22 protein-coding genes are annotated in these 18,082 nt (G+C 63.0%); 13 read left to right on the top strand and 9 right to left on the bottom strand.

What is annotated here, in order from left to right:
- Positions 1–10: 10 nt before the first annotated feature.
- Together AZ34_RS10370 and AZ34_RS10365 are read right to left on the bottom strand one after the other, a co-directional pair.
- A complete protein-coding gene (locus AZ34_RS10370) occupies positions 11–1,087 on the bottom strand; it encodes a porin (protein ID WP_035607804.1) in 1,077 nt (358 codons plus the stop codon).
- A 409-nt stretch (positions 1,088–1,496) separates the two neighbouring features.
- Entirely contained in the window at positions 1,497–2,453 is a 957-nt protein-coding gene (locus tag AZ34_RS10365; protein WP_035607801.1) for a YgfZ/GcvT domain-containing protein, read from the bottom strand.
- A gap of 69 nt (positions 2,454–2,522) precedes the next feature.
- Between AZ34_RS10365 and mltG the strand changes: the two genes are divergently transcribed.
- The 5 genes from mltG to AZ34_RS10340 all read left to right on the top strand — a co-directional run bounded on the left by mltG (position 2,523) and on the right by AZ34_RS10340 (position 7,257).
- Entirely contained in the window at positions 2,523–3,635 is a 1,113-nt protein-coding gene (gene mltG, locus AZ34_RS10360; protein WP_231495583.1) for an endolytic transglycosylase MltG, read from the top strand.
- On the top strand, positions 3,635–4,270 hold the full coding sequence (tmk, locus tag AZ34_RS10355; protein ID WP_035607796.1) for a dTMP kinase: 636 nt from the start codon (positions 3,635–3,637) through the stop codon (positions 4,268–4,270). The genes mltG and tmk overlap by 1 nt, the downstream gene beginning before the upstream one ends.
- Entirely contained in the window at positions 4,267–5,412 is a 1,146-nt protein-coding gene (locus tag AZ34_RS10350; RefSeq protein ID WP_051509680.1) for a DNA polymerase, read from the top strand. The genes tmk and AZ34_RS10350 overlap by 4 nt, the downstream gene beginning before the upstream one ends.
- 15 nt (positions 5,413–5,427) lie before the next feature.
- Complete coding sequence (locus AZ34_RS10345) at positions 5,428–6,258, top strand: TatD family hydrolase (protein ID WP_035607793.1); 831 nt, start codon at positions 5,428–5,430, stop codon at positions 6,256–6,258.
- Between the two features lie 360 nt (positions 6,259–6,618).
- Complete coding sequence (locus tag AZ34_RS10340; protein ID WP_035607790.1) at positions 6,619–7,257, top strand: hypothetical protein; 639 nt, start codon at positions 6,619–6,621, stop codon at positions 7,255–7,257.
- A gap of 9 nt (positions 7,258–7,266) precedes the next feature.
- On the opposite strand, the gene AZ34_RS18335 is transcribed toward AZ34_RS10340, so the two are convergent.
- From AZ34_RS18335 to AZ34_RS17970, 5 genes are all read right to left on the bottom strand, one after another.
- The gene (locus AZ34_RS18335; protein ID WP_155831785.1) at positions 7,267–7,740 is read right to left on the bottom strand and encodes a hypothetical protein; all 474 of its coding nucleotides are present in this window, start codon (positions 7,738–7,740) and stop codon (positions 7,267–7,269) included.
- Complete coding sequence (locus AZ34_RS10335; RefSeq protein WP_051509679.1) at positions 7,740–8,099, bottom strand: STAS-like domain-containing protein; 360 nt, start codon at positions 8,097–8,099, stop codon at positions 7,740–7,742. The genes AZ34_RS18335 and AZ34_RS10335 overlap by 1 nt, the downstream gene beginning before the upstream one ends.
- The gene (locus tag AZ34_RS18330; RefSeq protein WP_155831784.1) at positions 8,089–9,222 is read right to left on the bottom strand and encodes an STAS domain-containing protein; all 1,134 of its coding nucleotides are present in this window, start codon (positions 9,220–9,222) and stop codon (positions 8,089–8,091) included. The genes AZ34_RS10335 and AZ34_RS18330 overlap by 11 nt, the downstream gene beginning before the upstream one ends.
- A 91-nt stretch (positions 9,223–9,313) precedes the next feature.
- Entirely contained in the window at positions 9,314–9,715 is a 402-nt protein-coding gene (locus AZ34_RS10325) for a type II toxin-antitoxin system HicB family antitoxin (RefSeq protein ID WP_035607778.1), read from the bottom strand.
- A gap of 13 nt (positions 9,716–9,728) precedes the next feature.
- A complete protein-coding gene (locus AZ34_RS17970) occupies positions 9,729–9,911 on the bottom strand; it encodes a type II toxin-antitoxin system HicA family toxin (protein WP_081767326.1) in 183 nt (60 codons plus the stop codon).
- 351 nt (positions 9,912–10,262) lie between these two features.
- Between AZ34_RS17970 and AZ34_RS10320 the strand changes: the two genes are divergently transcribed.
- Positions 10,263–10,487, top strand: coding sequence for a hypothetical protein (locus AZ34_RS10320; RefSeq protein ID WP_155831783.1), 225 nt, complete (start codon positions 10,263–10,265; stop codon positions 10,485–10,487).
- On the opposite strand, the gene AZ34_RS10315 is transcribed toward AZ34_RS10320, so the two are convergent.
- On the bottom strand, positions 10,484–11,539 hold the full coding sequence (locus AZ34_RS10315) for a phage portal protein (protein WP_051510138.1): 1,056 nt from the start codon (positions 11,537–11,539) through the stop codon (positions 10,484–10,486). The genes AZ34_RS10320 and AZ34_RS10315 overlap by 4 nt on opposite strands.
- An 11-nt stretch (positions 11,540–11,550) precedes the next feature.
- Positions 11,551–13,359, bottom strand: a complete 1,809-nt coding sequence (locus tag AZ34_RS10310) for a terminase large subunit domain-containing protein (protein ID WP_051510136.1) — start codon at positions 13,357–13,359, stop codon at positions 11,551–11,553.
- Positions 13,360–13,562: 203 nt separating this feature from the next.
- Between AZ34_RS10310 and AZ34_RS10305 the strand changes: the two genes are divergently transcribed.
- The 7 genes from AZ34_RS10305 (at position 13,563) to AZ34_RS10275 (ending at position 18,079) form a co-directional block, all read left to right on the top strand.
- Entirely contained in the window at positions 13,563–14,435 is an 873-nt protein-coding gene (locus AZ34_RS10305; RefSeq protein WP_035607773.1) for a GPO family capsid scaffolding protein, read from the top strand.
- A 44-nt stretch (positions 14,436–14,479) separates the two neighbouring features.
- A complete protein-coding gene (locus AZ34_RS10300; RefSeq protein WP_035607771.1) occupies positions 14,480–15,529 on the top strand; it encodes a phage major capsid protein, P2 family in 1,050 nt (349 codons plus the stop codon).
- Entirely contained in the window at positions 15,529–16,332 is an 804-nt protein-coding gene (gpM, locus tag AZ34_RS10295; RefSeq protein WP_051509678.1) for a phage terminase small subunit, read from the top strand. Before AZ34_RS10300 ends, gpM begins: the two co-directional genes overlap by 1 nt.
- 121 nt (positions 16,333–16,453) lie before the next feature.
- Entirely contained in the window at positions 16,454–16,927 is a 474-nt protein-coding gene (locus AZ34_RS10290) for a head completion/stabilization protein (RefSeq protein ID WP_035607769.1), read from the top strand.
- A 7-nt stretch (positions 16,928–16,934) separates the two neighbouring features.
- On the top strand, positions 16,935–17,168 hold the full coding sequence (locus AZ34_RS10285; protein WP_035607767.1) for a tail protein X: 234 nt from the start codon (positions 16,935–16,937) through the stop codon (positions 17,166–17,168).
- A 51-nt stretch (positions 17,169–17,219) separates the two neighbouring features.
- Entirely contained in the window at positions 17,220–17,654 is a 435-nt protein-coding gene (locus AZ34_RS10280; RefSeq protein ID WP_035607763.1) for a hypothetical protein, read from the top strand.
- On the top strand, positions 17,654–18,079 hold the full coding sequence (locus tag AZ34_RS10275) for a M15 family metallopeptidase (protein ID WP_035607761.1): 426 nt from the start codon (positions 17,654–17,656) through the stop codon (positions 18,077–18,079). Before AZ34_RS10280 ends, AZ34_RS10275 begins: the two co-directional genes overlap by 1 nt.
- Positions 18,080–18,082 lie beyond the last annotated feature (3 nt).

The following is an 18,082-nucleotide window of genomic DNA, read 5'->3' as shown; positions in this document are numbered from 1 at the left end:
GGCCCGGTCATCAGAACGCGTGGGTGATACCGAACTGGAAGCCGCTGTTGAGCCAGCCGCCAGGGGAGGTCACGCCATTGGCGGCAACCGAGACCACGTTGTCATCGCCGGAGGTGCCGGCATAGATGGCGTACAGGCTGGTGCTCTTGGCCAGGCTGTGCACATAGCCCAGCGCGATCTTGCTGCCATCCGTCTTGGCGCCGTCTGTGTCCTTCTCGAACGTGGAGTACGAAGCCTTCAGCTTGCCCGAACCCAGGCCGACGGTCACGCCCACCAGCATGGCGGTCTGCGTGATGTCCTTCTGGGTGTTGTTGACGTAGGCAATGGCGGGCACGACTTCGCCGATCTTGTACGAAGCGCCCACGGTCAGGGCCATGATGTCTTCGGGGTCACCCAGCGAGTAAGACTGCGCCGTCAGCGAACCGAAACCACCGGTCACGGTCAACCCTTCCACGGCGTAGTTCACGCGCATGGCGACCAGGTTGCCCTGGCCTTCCTTCTTGGCGGCCTTGGTGGCGTCGTTGTCGGGCGTTTCACCAAAGGCATAGGTGAATTGACCGGACAGGCCGCCCAGGTCCTTGGGCAGGAAGTAGTTGACGCTGTTCAAGTTGCGCGAACCGAGCTTGCCGGTGTTGCCCACGGTCGCGGCGCCGACACCGTTGTCACCGAAGGGGTCGAAGGCGCTGCTGGCGTTGTAGATTGCATTGTGCTGCAGACCCAGGGCCACTTCACCGAAGCCGCCTTCCAGGGCAATGAAAGCCGCGCGGTTCAGGCCGAACGTATAGTTCGTGACGTCGGAGCCGTTGCCTGCTGCAGTGTCGTTTTTGCCAGTCACGGTTTTCGTGCCATCGGCGGCCACGCCACCCTCCAGTTGCACTTTCGCCTTCAGACCGCCTTCCAGGTCCGTCGTGCTGCGAAAGCCCAGGCGGCTGCTGCTGTTGCCGTCGGTGGACAGGCCCGTGTTGCTGTCGCTGTCGTCGTTGCTCAATTGAGTCACGGCGATGTCAACCACGCCGTACACAGACACCTGCGCGGAAGCGGTGCCAATCACGCCCAGTGCCGCAAGGGCAATCAGGGATTTTTTCATTTCGGGGTCTCCACGAAAAAAGCAAAAAAATTCCCGGTGCACGGGGGCCGCATTCAAACTGAACGCTTGGCCTCTGCACCGAGCCAGATAACTTCCTTTGGAGAAGAAGCTGAAGGGATTACACCTATTGCCCGTGACGGCTTGGTGACGTTGTTTTTACGCATCGCTCCTTGGATGCGTGGTTGCGAGCCGGGTCAGGGTTGCATCGGGCAGGCCAAGCAACGGCGCAAACGCAGGGTGAGAACTGTGACCGTGAGTCAGCCCCCATCCCTCATCGAGCGAGCGCGGGCCAGGGGTTATGGACGTGCGACTGCCAAAGCCGTACCGGGCGTGCAGTAGCCCCGGCACTCCTTGTGGAACCACACGTCTCAGGCGAGGCGAAGTGCCTTGCGGGCTTTAGGTGATCAGGTCAGATGTCGTCGCGCAAGGCGTATGGCAGGGGCCGGTGTGTGAGCACCGCGCCATCGGCAGTCTGTAGCCCAGCGTTCGCATGGGCGGTCTGCAGCACCACGATGGCGTCGAAACCACCCTGGAACTTGCCTTGGTGGTTCACTGGCGCGGCTGCGGCCTGCGCGACCACGCCGCAGGCGTGTTCCGGCTCAGCGGCATCGAAGATGTCCTGGCCAGCGCCCAGGGGCACCGGACTGTGCACCAGCACGGCGCGGCGCTTGATGGCGCCACGGAACTGGCTGCGCGCCACCACCTCCTGGCCGGGGTAGCAGCCCTTCTTGAAGTTGATGCCGTCGAGGGATTCGTAGTTGAGCATCTGCGGCACGAAGGCCTCGAAAGTCGGTGCGCTGACCGTGGCCACGCCGCTGAGCACCTCACCCCAGAGCCAGTCCTCGTGCCGCAGTGATGCCGCGGCGGGCGCCGGAGTTCCTGCCGGGGCCAGCCAAAGCGCGCGCGGCGCACGGTCGGTACCGTCCACGGCCGGGTGCAGGTGGATCAGGCGCGCGTCACCCACGGACTGGCAGGCCCAGGGGACTTGCGCTGCACTTATGGCATCGGGGCCGACCAAGCCCCTCACCGCGTCGCCCGCCAGGCCGAACAGCGCGAAGCTTGCCGTGGCGTCGCTCAGCTTCACCTTGGCGCGCAACACGAACATGGACAGGCGCTTGAGCGTGCGTTCCAGCAGATCCTTGCTGCAGATCAGCAGGACATCGTCGACGGCCGGCTTCACGCCGATGAAACTCGCCTGCATGCGCCCCTGAGCCGAGCAGAAGGCCGCCAGCCGGGCTCGGGTCGCGCCGAGCAAGACAAAGTCATTCGTCAGCTGACTCTGCAGAAACTTGGCGGCCTCTTCGCCCGAGGCGCGCAGGATGCCTAGGTGGGGCAGGGGTGTTATTCCGTTGAGCAGGGTGTTCATAGGTCTGAATTATCATCACCGTCCATCAACCTATCCGGATCAGGGTCTGTGTTCAGGACGCTCAAAAATATCCTCGTTTTGTTTCTCTTGCTGATCAGCCTGGCGCTGGTGGGCGCGGTGGCTGCAGCCACCTGGTGGCTGAACCAGCCGCTGCAGCTCAGCTCCACCCTGGTGGAGGTCACGATCCCTCAAGGTGCGTCGGCCCGCACGGTCGTGCAGACGCTGAACCTCAGTGGTGTGCAGACCCAGCCGGTGTTGCTGTTCGGCTGGTTGCGGTTTTCTGGTGCGGCGCACCGCATCAAGGCCGGCAACTACGAGCTGACGCCAGATCTGACGCCACGCACTCTGTTGGCCAAGTTGGTCAAGGGGGAGGTGGCGCAGCGCAGCGTGACCTTGGCCGAAGGCCTGACCTTCGGGCAATGGCGCGCCATCCTGCGCGCGGCCCCAGACCTGCGCGCCGATACCTCAGGCCTGAGCGCCTCCGAGATCATGGAGAAACTCGGTCAACCCGGCGTGCCCGCCGAAGGTCGTTTTTTCCCCAACACCTACAGTTATCCCAAGGGTTCCAGCGACTTGGCCTTGCTGCGCCGGGCCATGCAGGAAATGGACCGTCGTCTTGCCTTGGCCTGGGACCTGCGCGAACCCGATAGCCCGCTCAAAACGGCCGAAGAGGCGCTGATCCTGGCCAGCATCGTCGAGAAGGAAACTGGTCGTGCGGAAGATCGTCCCCATGTGGCCAGCGTCTTCAACAACCGCCTGCGCATCGGCATGCGCCTGCAAACCGACCCGACCGTGATCTACGGTTTGGGCGAGAAGTTCGACGGCAATCTGCGCAAGGTCGATCTGCTGACCGACACGCCATGGAACACCTACACCCGAGCCGGTCTGCCGCCCACGCCGATCGCAATGCCCGGCATGGATTCCTTGCTCGCGGCCGTGAAGCCCGCCAAGACGCAGGCCTTGTATTTTGTCGCGCGCGGCGATGGCAGCAGCGAATTCAGCACCAACCTGGGCGACCACAACCGCGCGGTGCGCGAATTCCAGCTTAAGCGCAATGGCAAGCCCGAGTCTGCATCCGCCAAGGAGGATAAGGCGCCTGCTCAATCTGAGACTCCGCCAGCCCCTGCCAGCCCAACAACGCCCACGCCCGCCGCGACTTCTCCCGCCGCGCCCGCGCAGTGATGAGTGGGTTGTTCGTCAGCTTCGAAGGCATCGACGGCGCGGGCAAATCCACCCACATCGAGCGTCTGGCCGAGGCCTTGCGCAGCCAGGGGCATGTCGTCACCCTGACGCGTGAACCCGGAGGCACGCCGCTGGCCGAACAACTGCGGGCCCTGGTGTTGACGGAAAAGATGGATGCGCTGACCGAGGCCTTGCTGGTTTTCGCCGCCCGGCGCGACCATTTGCAAACCGTCATCGAACCCGCTCTGGCACGTGGTGAGACCGTGCTCTGCGATCGCTATACCGATGCCAGCTACGCCTACCAGGGAGGCGGGCGGGGGGTGGACCTCGAGGTGCTGGCAACCTTGGAGCGCTGGGTGCAAGCCATTCCTGCCAGCGCGCGGCTACGCCAGCCCGATCTGACGTTCTGGTTCGACCTGGCACCCGAGCAGGCAGCCGCACGGCTGGCGGGCGCCCGCGCTCCGGACAAGTTCGAGGCCGAGCCGGTGGCCTTCTTCCGTCGCGTGGCTCAAGGGTATGCACGTCGCGCGGCGCAGGACCCGCAACGCTTCGCACGCCTGGACGCGGCCCAAACGCGCGACGCCGTGTGGGCCGAACTGCTGGGCGTGGTGCGTCGCAAAGGTTGGCTGGCATGAGCGGCGTGGTTTCTGACGAGGCGGGCACCACGGCCGTGCCGCCATGGATCGCCCGTCAGAGCGAGCTGTTGGCGACCCGACCCGGCCATGCCTGGCTGCTGCAGGGGCCTTCCGGCCTGGGTCAGTACGGCCTGGCCCTGGCCCTGGCTCGCGCCTGGTTGTGCGAGAACCCGGTGGCGTCGGATGGCCGTGCGCACGGGCAGGGCGGCTGGAGCGCTTGCGGGCACTGTCCGTCTTGCCACGCGATCGACGTGCGCACCCATGCCGATCTCTGCGTGCTCATGCCTGAAACCGTGATGCTGGAGCTGGGTTGGCCCCTGAGCGAAAAAGCCCAGGGTGAGATCGACAAGAAGGAACGCAAGCCCAGCAAGGAAATCCGCGTCGACGCCATGCGCGAGGCGATCGAGTTCGCGCAGCGCACCAGTGCGCGCGGCCGCGGCAAGGTCATGCTGATTTATCCGGCCGAGCGCATGAACGCCATCACGGCCAACGCCTTGCTCAAGACGCTGGAAGAACCACCGGGCGAGGCGGTCCCTGACATGGTGGCGACCGATGGACCAGGCCTGTTTGGTGACGCGGAGCTGCTGCCGGCCATGCCGTCGACCCGCTTCGTGCTGGCCACCGAGGCAGCGCACCAGCTTCTGCCTACCATCCGCAGCCGCTGCATGAGCCATGTCCTGGCCTGGCCCACGCCGGACGAGGCCCTGGACTGGTTGCGCGCGCAGGGGTTTACCGGCGTGGACGCCCAGGTCTGGCTGCGCGCGGCCGGCGGTCGGCCCGAAGATGCCTTGCGCCTCGCCGCCCTGGTGGGTGAGCCGGCGCGCTGGCGGGGTTTTCCGCGTGCCATGCTAGGGGGAGAACTGGCCGGCGTGGCCGAATGGAGCCCTGCCCAATTGATCGACGCCTTGCACAAGCTCTGCCACGACCTGATGAGCCAGCGCGTGGGCGCTGCACCGCGCTATTTCGACCCGGCTGACCTGCCACCTCTCAAGACCTCGGCCTCCGGCGATGCCGTGTTGGGCCGCTTGCGCGATTGGCAACGGGAACTGGTGCAGGAGGCCCGCACGGCGGAGCATCCTTACAACCAAGGGCTGATGATGGAGGCCCTGGTGAGCCGTGCGAACCGTGCGCTCCAGGCCTGACGACGAAACTTGCTCATGTACACCGATTCCCACTGCCACCTGAATTTTCCCGAACTGCGTTCGGACCTGCCGGGCATCCGTGCCGCCATGCGCGCGGTGGGCGTGGAGCGGGCCCTGTGCATCTGCACCCGGCTGGAGGAGTTCGACGCCGTCCATCGCCTGGCGCTGGACCATGCGGACCCCGCCGAGGGCCCGGCATTCTGGGCCACCGTGGGCGTCCATCCGGACGAGGAGGGTGTGACGGAGCCCACGCTGGACGACCTGCTGCGCCGAGGTCGCCTGCCGCGCGTCATCGGCATCGGCGAAACCGGCCTGGACTACTACCAGATGGAAGAGCGCAAGGGCGGGCGCACGGTGGCCGACATGGAATGGCAGCGTCAGCGTTTTCGCACCCACATCCGGGCCGCCCAGGCCCTGCGCAAACCCCTGGTCATCCACACCCGCGAGGCTTCGGCCGACACCCTGGCCATCCTGAAGGAGGAGGGCGAGGACGCTTCCCCCAGCAGCGCGGGCGGCGTATTCCATTGCTTCACCGAAACCGCCGAGGTGGCTCGTGCCGGCCTGGACTTGGGCTTCTACATCTCGTTTTCAGGCATCCTGACTTTCAAGAAGTCCGAGGAACTGCGGGAGGTCGCCCGTTTCGTGCCTTTGGACCGGATGCTGATCGAGACCGACAGTCCCTATCTGGCGCCCGTGCCGTACCGTGGCAAGACCAACAACCCATCCTATGTGGTGCATGTGGCCCGGCAGATCGCCGAGCTGCGCGGCCTGACCCCCGAAGCCGTGGCCGAGATCACCAGCCGCAATTTCGAGCGGCTGTTCAGCGGCTGCCTGGCCCAGGCCTGAGCGCCTGCGGCTGGGCCGGCTCTGCGTTCCCTCTGTTTGCCGGTACCGTGGCCACACCCGGTCTCGGATGCCGTGCATCACACGCAGACTGTTTCACGCATTGAAAGTGGCGCTTGAGATTACATGAGATATTCTATGTAGTGCATTGATTTTTAATGATATTTTTCCACTCAATTGGTTTCTGTGGCGTCTTGCTAGTGTTGGATATGTTTTATACGATGTGTATTATGTTAAGTTAAGGAAGCGAGCAATTATGGCCATCGCACGGCTTACAGCTCAGCTTCTCCCGCCTCTTTTCCGGCGGATGGTCTTCCTGGTTTCCCCTCATCCTCTGGCCCTTTGACTGGGAGGGCCACCAAGATGGCATACGCGCTGAAAAAACCGCGCCTGGGCACGTCGCCCAAAGAACTGGAACAGCTGGTCCGCGACCTCGGATTCAACTACGCATTGAAGATTCTGGAGGTGTCCGAACGCACCCTGCGCCGTTGGCTGGATGGTCAGGGGCGCATCCCCGCAGCCGCGATGCAAGCCCTGTACTGGCTTTCTTCCGATGGATTCCAGGACGCCTTCCTCGATTCGCATTGGGCGCACCAGCACCTGGTCACAAAGGTGCATGAGCTGGAGGCCCAGCTCGAAACCGTCAGATCTGAGCGGGATGAGCTGCAGACCGAGATGGAGGCGGTTCTGGCGCAGCTCTCGGCCGAGCTGGCGCCACCGGCCGTTTCGGCGCCGGCCCAGCGGCCCACCGAGAAACCGCTGCCACATCGTCGGCGCTGGCCTTCCCGCCCATTGTTGCCGAGGGCACCCCGAGGGAGCAGCGCCGCACCCTCCTCCCCACAGCCGTGCCACCAGCGGCACGTGCGCCAGCGTTTCAGACGCCAGCCATGTCGTGCCGGCCTGCGGCAAGCAGGGCCAGCAGCCACGCTGACGGACAGGCGTCCACTTTGGGGCGCCGACCAGATCCGCACCTGGCTTGGTGCGGCTCCTGGTTCGACTTAATCCGATTCATCAACATGACGTGATGTGCAGTCTTGTCAATTCAGCCTGAAACAGCTCATTTGCATGGTAAGCATTGGCGACAGATGCTGAGTCATGCTTCTTCGGGATAAATCCATTTTCATCCAAGTGCCATGTAAAAGCGCGTCTTAGTTGCGATATGGAGAAATTGGAAATTGGTTGCAACTTTAAGTCGAGTGCATATTCATTTAGTGTTTTTACACTCTGAGCCAGTACCTGAATGTCGTGTTTGATCACACGGGCTAACTCAGTTCGTTGCTGCACAGAAAGGTCTGAGGTTAGGTATTCAAGAGTGCGCCCAAGACAGGTTGTGACTTGTTCCCGTCCCTGCGCAGTCAGTTCCGCCAGAGCCTTCCGTTTGCCAACTGACTTATGTCCAATTCGGCGAAATATTGTGGATAGAACTAGCTTGGCAGCTTCCCAAGCCAGCGCACCAATCACTGCCGATACTGAATCGAAAGGCATTACGGCTTAGGCCTGTTAGTCTTATTTGAATGGCGTTCTTCCTCCTCTTTGACATACTGAAGGATTTCGTCAATGCACGAAGGATCGTCTTCGGAGATAAGAACCACATGCGCTAGAAATGTCGCCTCAGTGAAGTCGTGCTCGCGTAGCAGTCCTGCGAAGGCCTCATCTAGGAATGATGAGCCATATCCCTCAGTGCCATCGAGGTCGACCTCTATTTGTTCAGCTTCTTTCAGCAAGGGAAGAATTTTTTCCTCACGGAACACCTCGCCGCTGAATGGACCATCAATGCGATATCGCCCAGCGGGATTTTTAGAAAAATCACGGGCAACGCTTAATTTCAGCATCTTAGTCTTCATCGTCGTCGTCCATTGGCAGGGCTACCAGGGCCTTATTTAGGGGGAGCTTCCACTCAATCAAGGTGCCTTCGACAGACTGCTTGCAATAAATTGGGGTTGTTTTCCCGGCGGTGTAGGTTACAAGGCCTTGCCTACTATAGATAAGCATTTGACCATCACCCACTAGGTCTATCAGCTGGGTAAGGTCGAGCAATCCCTTCCCGCGATTGCTCAAGTGGGTACGGGTGCGCCCTAGCTTCATTGCCGCGACAATCATCTGTGCATCGTCAACCTCAATTCCGGGTAAGAGCGAAAGAACGCCGCGAATATTCTCCATAGGGTGTTCTCTTGGAATTGTTTTCGGGATCCCCACGCCTGCATCATAGAAAACTAGTGAGAAGCGGTTTGTCGTGGCATTCATACTGGCTGAAAACCACCACCGACCGCGCAAGCTGTCTTCTGCCCGATCGGAGATAAATGACTTGTTGTTATAGGCGTGCTGCCCAACATTGGTCATTGCCTCACTTACGGCCCGATAAATTTTCTTTGCAACCGCTCTGGGCATTTCAAGGTCGTCACGAAGAAGCTCATCACGAACTTCTTTAATTGTCTCCGCTTTCAATTCCTGGCTCGATCTGAATTGAATGAAACGCATCGAACGTCTTGGTACCTTGACCCGATCCCGCAATTTCACTTTTAGAAGTTTGAAGAACCCACTCTCTCCAAGAAGGCGTTCAATTTGAAGTGACTTAGGGTAGGTACCGGTAATACACCTCTCTCCGTGCTCAAAACGGAGCTTGTGAATATTCGATAGTACATACATTAGGGCACTGGTGTTTATCTTCTCGACATCCGAAAAGACTAAATTCACCCGCTTCCCAGACCGAACACCTGATTTGATGACAGAAACAAACTTGCAGGTTTCCTCATGTGCTGTTGCAAGATCCAGGACAACAGGCACCACGATGTCGATAATTGGCGCGGAGGGCGCCGTTACTCCCCGGAAGGATCGGTTGCCTGTATGAGAGCTGCGCGCGCGATTCCGCCTCTTGCGTCCGAGTTTTTCATTCAGTCGCCTGTCCCAGCGCTCAATTTCCAGGCGTCGCCCGATTTGTTTTCTTACAGCCCTGTTTTTTTTCGGCATCCTTACCTCCCGCGTTTATTCTATTTGCTGCAGGGGATGCTAAAAAACTACGGGCTGGGACGATGCAGCCCGCACCTGAACATCAAGTTGGCTACTGATGATGCATTGCGGAACGAGCTGCATCCGCCAAAAATCCCGAGCGGCTGGACCCGTGCGCCTTGGCGTAGGTGTCGATCTGAGCCAGTAGCCGGCGCGGCAGCGTGATGTTGATCTTTTCGGCCTTGCCTTCGTAGCGCGACACGTCCACGTCCACCAGAGCCCACACCCAGCCTGCGAACTCAGGGTCGGCCTGGCGCTCGGCCAAGGGGCGAGGCATGGGAATATCCTTGCCCTCCTCGGCCAGCAGTTCGCAGTGCAGGTCGATCGCCTCGGCGGCATTGGCGAACGCCTCCTCTGCCGTGTCCCCTGCCGAGAAGCATCCTGGCAGATCAGGAACGACCACGCCCCATGCGGCGCTGTCAGTACCCGGTTCAATCGCAATCGGAAATTTCATACCAGCTCCTTTCTCACCGTAGCCCTGCTTCCTTGAGCAGCTTATGCACCAGGCCCACGCCCAGATCCTTCTTGGGGTGCGGCACGCTCAAATGGCCAGGCCTGTTCGGATGCTGAAAGACGTGATGGCTGCCGCGTACTCCCCGCAACGTCCAGCCAGCAGCCTCTAGCTGCTTGATCAGCTCCCTACTATTCATGGTGGTTATGATAACCACCAATGTCGTAACTAGTCAACACCATAACCACCATGCTCGCCGGGCCAGCGCGGCGCGAACCTTCGGCGCGCGCTCGATCCCCCGCCCCGCCCCCGCGCTTAATAGGTCGCTTTCTGCCTTGAGGTCCGGATTTAGGTAACGCACATAACCCATTGTTTTTAAATGAGGGCAGAGCTACAGACTTCCGGTTTTTGATAGATTTTGAGGGCCAGAAACGGCCATGAATTGCCTGAATTGGCCATGCGCGTGAACAGCAAGGCCTTGCCTGCGCCGCATCGTGACGAAAAGATGACGCCACAAGGCGCGGGGGGACCGTGCCATGGAGTTACCGAGATGAAAAACCAGATCGACGCCCTCGTGCGCAGTATTCGGCACGCCCTTGAGCAATCGCCGCCGACTGTCCCCGAGGTGGCCGCCTTGCTTCAAGCCACCGGCATGGATGGCCCTTCCAGAGCTGGAGCGCAACTCGCCGTCCTTGCTCGCTGGGCCGACGATCCAGACTTTGAAGAGCGCGAGTATGCCCAGCAGCAACTGGATGCCCTCTTGAGCCTGAACTAGGCTGCCGCGAGCAGGCCTCCCGACTGCTTCGCAACCTGGGCGGCCAGCTCGCCGAGGGTGTAGGGACGGAAGCGGATCACTTCCGCGCCCACCTGGTCATTGAGGGCCGCCATGCGTTCCATCAGTGGCATCAGCTCGTTTCGCACAAACACGCTCGCGGCCGGGATCACGCCACCGAACCCGCCCGTGTTCTCGGGGATGACGCCCAGCAACTGCGGCGGCACGCGGTGCGCGGCCAGCACGTCGTCGCGGCTCACCTTCTTGATGTTCAGGAAATCGTCCTTCGCGGCGACCTCGCTCACGGGGATGAGCTGGATACCGTCCTTTTTGCCATTGGGCGAGTAGTAAAAAAGGTTCTTGAAGTTGCCCGGTCCCTTGCTGTTCTTGAGCGCTTCGCGGATCGAGTCCACATCGCGGCTGTCCTGCGCCGCGTCGCTGACGTACAGGATGAACCCCGCGTGCGAGCCGTTGTTGTAATACTTGCGGCGGAACAGGGTCGCGCTCTCGTTCAACCAGGCGGCCTGCATGTTGCTCAGATATTCGGGCAGGCCATAGATCTCTTGGTTCGGGTCGTACTCCATGAACTGATGGACACGATCGGCCTGGAATTCGTGTTCCTCGCCCCACCCCCTGACAAACCAGAACTTCCCGGCTTCGATGCCCCGGCGCATGTACTTGGCCGGCGCATGCGCCAGGCGCACGGTGCGGCCTGTCAGCGACCTTCTTTCCTCCAGGTACGCATTGCCGAAAATCAGAAATTCGAGCGCCCAGGCCGAGAAGTCGGCCACGGACAACAGGCTGTTTTTCTCAAAGCAACTCACCAACAGGTTGCGCTTGAGATAGATCGCGCTGCTGTGGTGCGGGTTGGATCGGAACGACTTGGCCAGCGCCGATGGGGGTATGGGCGGCTCGTAGTAACGGCCATTGCTCATGCACTCCACGTAGTCGAGGATGTCGCGCCCTTCCATCACCGGCTCGGGGTCGCCGAAGGTGAAGGCCATGGGGCCGGCAGGCTTGTGCACGGTCGGGTTTGCAGTTTGTGTTTCGTTCATCGCTTCGCTCATCAGTAAATCTCCACCAGCCCGCGCTTTTCTTCGTCGGGCGCACCCTCCAGGGGCTCTTTGTCAAGGGCATTCATCAAGGCCCATGCCAGGTCCGCATGGCCCGTGACCGCGTTGCGGCCACTCTTGTATGTAACATTGCGTTGACCGTCCGTCAGCACGCGATGGATGGCGAGGAAGGAATGCGCCAGGTCCACCCAGCCGGCATCGAACTCCAGGCGGCCGGCGCGCATGGCTTTCTGTGCGCGCAGGACCAGAAGATTCTTGACCTCGATGCTGTACTGGATTTCCTTGACTGTCGGGAAAAACTGCTTGACCAGCTGATATACGCCCTGCCCCAAACCCGTGGAATCAATGGCGATGTGCTCCACGTTGTAGCGCAGCGTCATCACCTTGATGGCCTCGGCCTGCGCCTCAAAATCCAGCTCGCGGTAGCGGTGCCGCTCCAGCACGCGCAGCTTGCCGCCAGGCTCCTGCGGCGCGGCCACGACAACCAGGCCGGCCGCGTCGCCCGTGTGCCCGGGGTCATAGCCGATCCAGACCGGCAGGTCGCCATAAGGGCGTGCCGCCAGTGGCTTGTAGAACTTGTGCCACTCGACCCAGCTGTCCACCATGCAGGCCTGCAACTGGGCGAGCGGGAACACCGACTTGCTGTCGTCGATGAAAAGGCACATCAGGAGGTTGTCGAACTCCTCCTCGCTGTACTCAAAACGCAGCTCCTCGATGTCGAACAGGTCACAGCCGCCGGCCAGGGCGTCCATGATCGTCACGATGTTGCGCCAGACGCGATCCTCGCCCGTGAAGCCCGAGCCGGCCAGGCGCGCGTGGGAAATGTCGATCGACGGCCCGTCCGTGCTCGCATCCGCGCTGCGGCGCTTGAGACGTTCGCCGGACCAGAAGGCGTAAGCCTCGTGACTCTTGGCGCTGGGCGTCGAGAAATACGTCTTGCGGTACTGCTTCTGCATCGCCATGCCGCTGGCGACTTTGTTTAGCTCCGCAAACTTCGGCGTCCAGAACACTTCGTCGAAGTACAGATTCCCGTGATAGCTCTGTGCGGTGCGTGCGCTGGTGCTGAGAAAGTGAATCTCGGCCTCGTCACCATTCGGCGTGACGATGACCAGCGGGTCGCCCTTGAGGTCGATATCGCAAACGCGGCGCACCCACGCCGTGATGTATTGCTTGAATACATTGGCCTGGGCACGGCTGGCACTGAGGAAGATTTGGTTTCGGCCCGTCTCCAGCGAATCGAGTAGCGCCTCGCGCGCGAAATACCAGGTGGCGCCGATCTGCCGGCTCTTGAGAATGAAGCGCGTGCGCTGGTCGCGCTCGTCGTACCACGTGCGCTGATAGTCAAACAGGCTTTTCTCGAAATCCTCGCGCAGCGCGGCCACGTGCTCCGGTGTGAACACATTGAGCTTGGGTTTCTTCTTTGGCTTGGCGTTGCGCGCCTTGATGTTGGGATTGAGGTCGCTTTCCCGAGCGTCCGCGCCGGCGGCGGTGTATTTGCCGACGCGCGCCAGGCGCTCCATCTCGCGCCCGAGCAGATCGATTTCCTTGAAGTCGCCGCCGCTCTTGATTTCCTTGGCTACGAGCTGGATCAGGCGCGCCTCGATCGAACCCTTGACCCGTTCCAGCGGGCTGGCCGCATCCCACCCCTCGGCCTTGCACCAGTTGCGCACCGTGCGCTCGGGCACGGGCGAGCCCTGGCGCGCCAGCTCTTCGGCGATCTCGGCGACGCGCCAACACTGCCAGTAGAGCGAGCGGGCGCGCAGGCGCAGCGCGGGCGGCCAGGCTGAGCCCTCGGCCTCCAGCGCGTGATGGGCTTCGGCCCGCTCCTGCAGGCCGTCCAGCAGGGACGAGACGTGTTGCACGGACCGAGGCTAAGCAGGCGCGCGACCGAATGCACGGCCCGGCTTTTGTCGGGGAGGCCCCGACAAAACAAACCGCTTGAGCGAGCAAGCCTCGCGCAGCAGCATTGGTCCGCATCTTCAAACCCGATCAAGGAAACCGCCACATGGCCGCCAAATTCTTCCGCGTCGCTGTCGAAGGCCAGACCACCGACGGCCGCACCATCGAGCGCGCACACATCCAGCAGATGGCCGCGCGCTACAACCCCCAGACCTTCTCTGCCCGCGTCTGGATCGAGCACTTGCGCAGCCTGCTGCCGACCAGCGAGTTCAGGGCGCAGGGCGACGTGCTCGCGCTCAAGGCCGAGGAGACGGAAATCGACGGCAAGAAGCGCATGGCGCTGTTCGCGCAGATCGAACCCCTGCCCTCGCTCATCGAGATGGTGAACAAGGCCAAGCAGAAGGTGTTCACCAGCATCGAGCTCGACCCCAACTTCACTCAGAGCGGCGAGGCCTACATGGTCGGCCTGGGCGTGACGGACACGCCCGCCAGCCTGGGCACCGAGCGCCTGGCGTTCGCGGCGCAGAACCCGCAACATAGCCCCTACGCGCCGCTCAAGCAGAGCCCGGCCAATGTCTTTTCCGCCGCGATGGAGACCGCGATGGACTTCAGCGACGCGACCCCGGCGACGCAGGAAATCGGCGGCACGGGGGCGCTGGCCGGCATGCAGGCCGCCTTCAAGGCCATGACGGAGTTTTTCTCCGCGACGAAAACGGCCGCTACGCCGGCCGCGCCTGCGAACACCCCCGCCGCGCCCGCGGCCCCGAGCGGCGACGCGCAGCAATTCGCTGCGCTCATGGGCCATCTCAAGACCATGGCCGACGGCGTGACCGAGCTGTCCAGGAACTACTCGACGCTGCAGCTGCAGCACGCAGCCCTGGAGGAGAAGTTCAAAACCATCGACGCCACCGACGCCGCGCACTACGCCCAGCGCCCGCCCGCCACCGGCGCGACCGCCGCGCAGCTCACGGACTGCTGAACCGAGCACCCATCACCCTTCGAGCACCCTTCGAGAAAGCCATCATGCGCAACGATACCCGTCAGAAATTCACCGCCTATCTGGAGCGCCTCGCCCAGCTGAACGGCGTGGCCAGCGCCACCCAGCAATTCACGGCCGCGCCCAGCACGCAACAAACGCTGGAAGCCAAGCTGCAGGAAAGCAGCGAATTCCTCAAGCTCATCAACATGATCGGCGTGGACCAGCAGTCCGGCGAAAAAATCCACCCCGATGTCAGCAGCCCGGTCGCGGGCCGCACCAACACGGACACGGACGGCGTGCGCCAGCCGCGCAGCATGGGCGCGGCACAAGGCCAAGGTTATTTCTGCCGTCAGACGGACTTCGATACCGGGATCAAGTACGCGACGCTGGACGCCTGGGCGAGGTTCCCCGACTTCCAGATCCGCGTACGTGACGCCGTGCTCAAGCGCCAGGCGCTGGACCGCATCATGATCGGCTTCAATGGCCGCACGGCGGCGGCCACCACCAACCGGCAGGCCAATCCGCTGCTGCAGGACGTGAATATCGGATGGCTGCAGAAAATCCGCACGGATGCCCCGACGCATGTCATGGACGGTGGCGCGGAAAGCGAAAACGCCATCTACGTGGACGAAGGCGGAAACGCGGACTACGACAGCCTGGATCAGTTGGTGTTCGACGCGCACGCAACGCTGATCGCCGAGTGGTTCCAGGAAGACCCACAGATCGTGGCCATCGTTGGTCGTTCTCTGATGAGCGACAAGCTGTTTCCGCTGGCCTCCGGCGCGAATGCACCGACCGAGCAACTGGCGGCCCAGGTCCTGCGCAGCCAGCGCCGCCTGGGCGGCCTGCAGGCCATCACGGCGCCCTTCATGCCGCCGGATGCCGTGCTCATCACCTCGCTGTCCAACCTGTCGGTCTATTGGCAGATCGGCACGCGTCGCCGCTACATCAAGGATGAGCCGGAAAAGAACCGCATCGCCAACTACGAAAGCGTGAACGAGGACTACGTGGTCGAGGACTACGACCGCTGCGCGCTCATCGAAAACATCGTCCTGGGCCCCGTGCCGGCCGAAGAGCCGGAAGGCGGTCAGTGATGGCGACCACTCGCAAGAAACTGACCCCCGCGCAGGCCTCGCTGCAGCGCGCCCAGGCCCGCCTGGCCCACGCGGCGGTGCAGGCCTCGGTGACTGGCGAGATGCGCCACGGCCCGGCCCAGACGCGCCCGCAAGTCGCCGCCACTGCCCTGGCCGTGTCATCGCCCTTCTCGGCGCAGGGCAACGCCTACCAGCTGATGCTGGCGCAACTCGCCGAACACCGCGCCGCGCTCAAGGAAATCAAGAGCGTGGAACGCAAAGCCGAGTTCAAGGCAGCCATCCTGCCTGTGTATGACGCCTGGGTGGACGGCGTTCTGGCCAGCGACAAGCCCGGCGAGGATTTCGTGTTCACCACGGCGCTGATCTGGCACATCGACGCGGGGCACTACGCCCGCGCATGGCAACTGGCGCGGCATGCGCTGGCCCACGCCATGCCGCTGCCGCCGACCTACGAACGCGACCTGGCCACGGCGCTGATCGACGAATACGCCTGGGCCTTCCTGGCCGGGAAGATGACCGCGGCCGAGGCTCTGGAGATCCTGCCGCAGGTGCTGGAAACCACGCAACCCTTCGACGCACCCGACCAGGCGCGCAGCAAGCTGCACAAGGCCCTGGCCTACGCACTGCTGGGCCGTGAACAGGGCGCGCAAGAGGTGGACTACGAGGCCTTGCCGCTGCAGGCCCTGCAATCCGCCCTGCCGCTGCTGCGCCGCGCCCTGGAGCTGGACCAACAGGCCGGCGTGAAAAAAGACATTGAGCGCGTGGAGCGCAACCTGGCCAAGAAGGAGCCTCCACCCGCCTGAGCCCGAGCGTACCCCGCACCCGGCGGCGTGGGTGCTGCGGGCCAAGCCCCGGCGAGGCTTTCAGCACCCACCCACCGCCGACCCGCGGACACACAAAAGCATGTGAACAGCACATAAAACCATGAGCTTTATCGCCACCGAAACCCCGCCGCCCGCGATCGCCGAGCCCGTCATCGTCAATGACGGGTTTTTCCCGGACGTGGACCCCAAGCAGTTGCGCGAGGACGCAGCGCTGCCGGGCGCCATCACGGCGCCGCGGCTGCGCCAGGCCGTCCTGCGCGCGATCTTGGACGTGAACCGCGAACTGGAGCCCTGGAGGGCTCGCCAGGTGGCGGCCGGCCACGGCTCGCTGGCCGCGGTGCCGGCGGCGACCGTGGCGGGCGAAACCAGCGCCAATGTCGTGTATTACCGCGCCGCCATCCTCAGCCATGTGCAGGCCGCGCTGGCGGAGCAATACCGCGCGATCGATACGACCGGCAAGGGCGACAGCAAGGCCGAGCGCCTGGAGGCAACGGCGGACGATCACCGGCGAAACCTGCGCTGGGCGGTGGCGGCCATCCTGGGCCGCACCAACACCGTGGTCGAGCTGATCTGAGGCTGCCATGAGCAACGCCCGGCAAGTGCGCAGCGAACGAAACGACAGCGTGGACGCCCTGTGCTTTCGCCACCTGGGCACGACCGCGGGCGGCGTGGTGGAGCAAACCTACGCCCTGAACCGTGGCCTGGCTGCGCTGTGCGGCCCCAGCGGCATCCTGCCCGAGGGAACCCTGGTCACGCTGCCCGACGCCACCGCCGCCTTGACCCAGACCGACAGCACGGTCCACCTGTGGGACTGACCCCCGAACCCCGACCACTCCGAACGGAGACCAACCATGAGGCACCACACCATGACCGAACCCGCCAGCACGGCCGGCGGCGCTTTTGCCGGCTACAAGCTCTTTCTTTTCTCCCTGCCCTTCATCGGCGCGGTGCTGGCGTTCTGGCTGGGCATCCGCTTTGTGCCGTTGAAGAAGGGCGCGGAGTGGAAGGACGCGGTGGACCGCCTGACCGCCGGCGCGATCAGCAGCTTTGTCCTGGGCGTGCCGACGCTGATCTTCCTTGCGCGCCAGTGGCCCGGGATCTTCGGCGCGATGAATGACCTGGCCGCCGCGGCCTCCATCTCCACCCACGCCGTCACGCTGCTGGTGTATGGGACCGTGTTCCTGCTGTGCGCCCTGCCCGGCACCTGGCTGTTCGCGGCCGTGTTCGGGTGGCTGCGCAAGACCGAGGGCAAGGATCTGGGCGAGATCGTCCAGGACCTGCGCGGGAAGGGTGAGCGCTGATGAGCCGGTTTTCCTTTGGCGAGGCCTCGGCGCGCAAACTGGCGACGTGCGATGAACGGCTGCAGCGCGTCGCGCGTCGCGCGCTGGCGTATGGCGTGATGGACTTTGCCATCACGGAAGGCCTGCGCACGCTGGAAAAGCAACAGGAGGAGTACCGCGCCGGCCGCAGTCAGATCGATGGCATCAAAACGCTGAGCAAGCATCAGCGCCTGCCCTCTGAGGCGATCGACGTGCTACCCCATCCGGCCGTCGTCAACGGCGTGAATGTCTGGAACGATCAACAGCGTTTTGCGGTTCTGGCCGGGCTGATGATGGCCGCCGCCGCCGATGAAGGCGTGACGCTGCGCTGGGGCGGAGATTGGGATGGCGACGGGAACAACGCCGACTCGACGCTCCACGACATGCCGCATTTCGAGCTGGTGTGAGTT

Source organism: Hylemonella gracilis str. Niagara R, assembly GCF_000600295.1.
GTDB classification, from domain to species: Bacteria; Pseudomonadota; Gammaproteobacteria; order Burkholderiales; family Burkholderiaceae_C; genus Hylemonella; species Hylemonella gracilis_A.
This window is presented reverse-complemented; position numbering and strand designations above follow the sequence as displayed.

What these genes read in the sequence shown, in the direction of transcription:
- AZ34_RS10365 (WP_035607801.1), bottom strand. Translation starts at nt 2,453, where the DNA reads ATGAACACCCTGCTCAACGGAATAACACCCCTGCCCCACCTAGGCATC.
- tmk (WP_035607796.1), top strand. Translation starts at nt 3,635, where the DNA reads ATGAGTGGGTTGTTCGTCAGCTTCGAAGGCATCGACGGCGCGGGCAAA.
- AZ34_RS10340 (WP_035607790.1), top strand. Translation starts at nt 6,619, where the DNA reads ATGGCATACGCGCTGAAAAAACCGCGCCTGGGCACGTCGCCCAAAGAA.
- gpM (WP_051509678.1), top strand. Translation starts at nt 15,529, where the DNA reads ATGGCGACCACTCGCAAGAAACTGACCCCCGCGCAGGCCTCGCTGCAG.
- AZ34_RS10350 (WP_051509680.1), top strand. Translation starts at nt 4,267, where the DNA reads ATGAGCGGCGTGGTTTCTGACGAGGCGGGCACCACGGCCGTGCCGCCA.
- AZ34_RS10370 (WP_035607804.1), bottom strand. Translation starts at nt 1,087, where the DNA reads ATGAAAAAATCCCTGATTGCCCTTGCGGCACTGGGCGTGATTGGCACC.
- AZ34_RS10290 (WP_035607769.1), top strand. Translation starts at nt 16,454, where the DNA reads ATGAGCTTTATCGCCACCGAAACCCCGCCGCCCGCGATCGCCGAGCCC.
- AZ34_RS10305 (WP_035607773.1), top strand. Translation starts at nt 13,563, where the DNA reads ATGGCCGCCAAATTCTTCCGCGTCGCTGTCGAAGGCCAGACCACCGAC.
- AZ34_RS10300 (WP_035607771.1), top strand. Translation starts at nt 14,480, where the DNA reads ATGCGCAACGATACCCGTCAGAAATTCACCGCCTATCTGGAGCGCCTC.
- AZ34_RS17970 (WP_081767326.1), bottom strand. Translation starts at nt 9,911, where the DNA reads ATGAATAGTAGGGAGCTGATCAAGCAGCTAGAGGCTGCTGGCTGGACG.
- AZ34_RS10325 (WP_035607778.1), bottom strand. Translation starts at nt 9,715, where the DNA reads ATGAAATTTCCGATTGCGATTGAACCGGGTACTGACAGCGCCGCATGG.
- AZ34_RS18330 (WP_155831784.1), bottom strand. Translation starts at nt 9,222, where the DNA reads ATGCCGAAAAAAAACAGGGCTGTAAGAAAACAAATCGGGCGACGCCTG.
- AZ34_RS18335 (WP_155831785.1), bottom strand. Translation starts at nt 7,740, where the DNA reads ATGCCTTTCGATTCAGTATCGGCAGTGATTGGTGCGCTGGCTTGGGAA.
- AZ34_RS10280 (WP_035607763.1), top strand. Translation starts at nt 17,220, where the DNA reads ATGACCGAACCCGCCAGCACGGCCGGCGGCGCTTTTGCCGGCTACAAG.
- AZ34_RS10320 (WP_155831783.1), top strand. Translation starts at nt 10,263, where the DNA reads ATGAAAAACCAGATCGACGCCCTCGTGCGCAGTATTCGGCACGCCCTT.
- AZ34_RS10285 (WP_035607767.1), top strand. Translation starts at nt 16,935, where the DNA reads ATGAGCAACGCCCGGCAAGTGCGCAGCGAACGAAACGACAGCGTGGAC.
- AZ34_RS10345 (WP_035607793.1), top strand. Translation starts at nt 5,428, where the DNA reads ATGTACACCGATTCCCACTGCCACCTGAATTTTCCCGAACTGCGTTCG.
- AZ34_RS10315 (WP_051510138.1), bottom strand. Translation starts at nt 11,539, where the DNA reads ATGAACGAAACACAAACTGCAAACCCGACCGTGCACAAGCCTGCCGGC.
- AZ34_RS10275 (WP_035607761.1), top strand. Translation starts at nt 17,654, where the DNA reads ATGAGCCGGTTTTCCTTTGGCGAGGCCTCGGCGCGCAAACTGGCGACG.
- AZ34_RS10335 (WP_051509679.1), bottom strand. Translation starts at nt 8,099, where the DNA reads ATGAAGACTAAGATGCTGAAATTAAGCGTTGCCCGTGATTTTTCTAAA.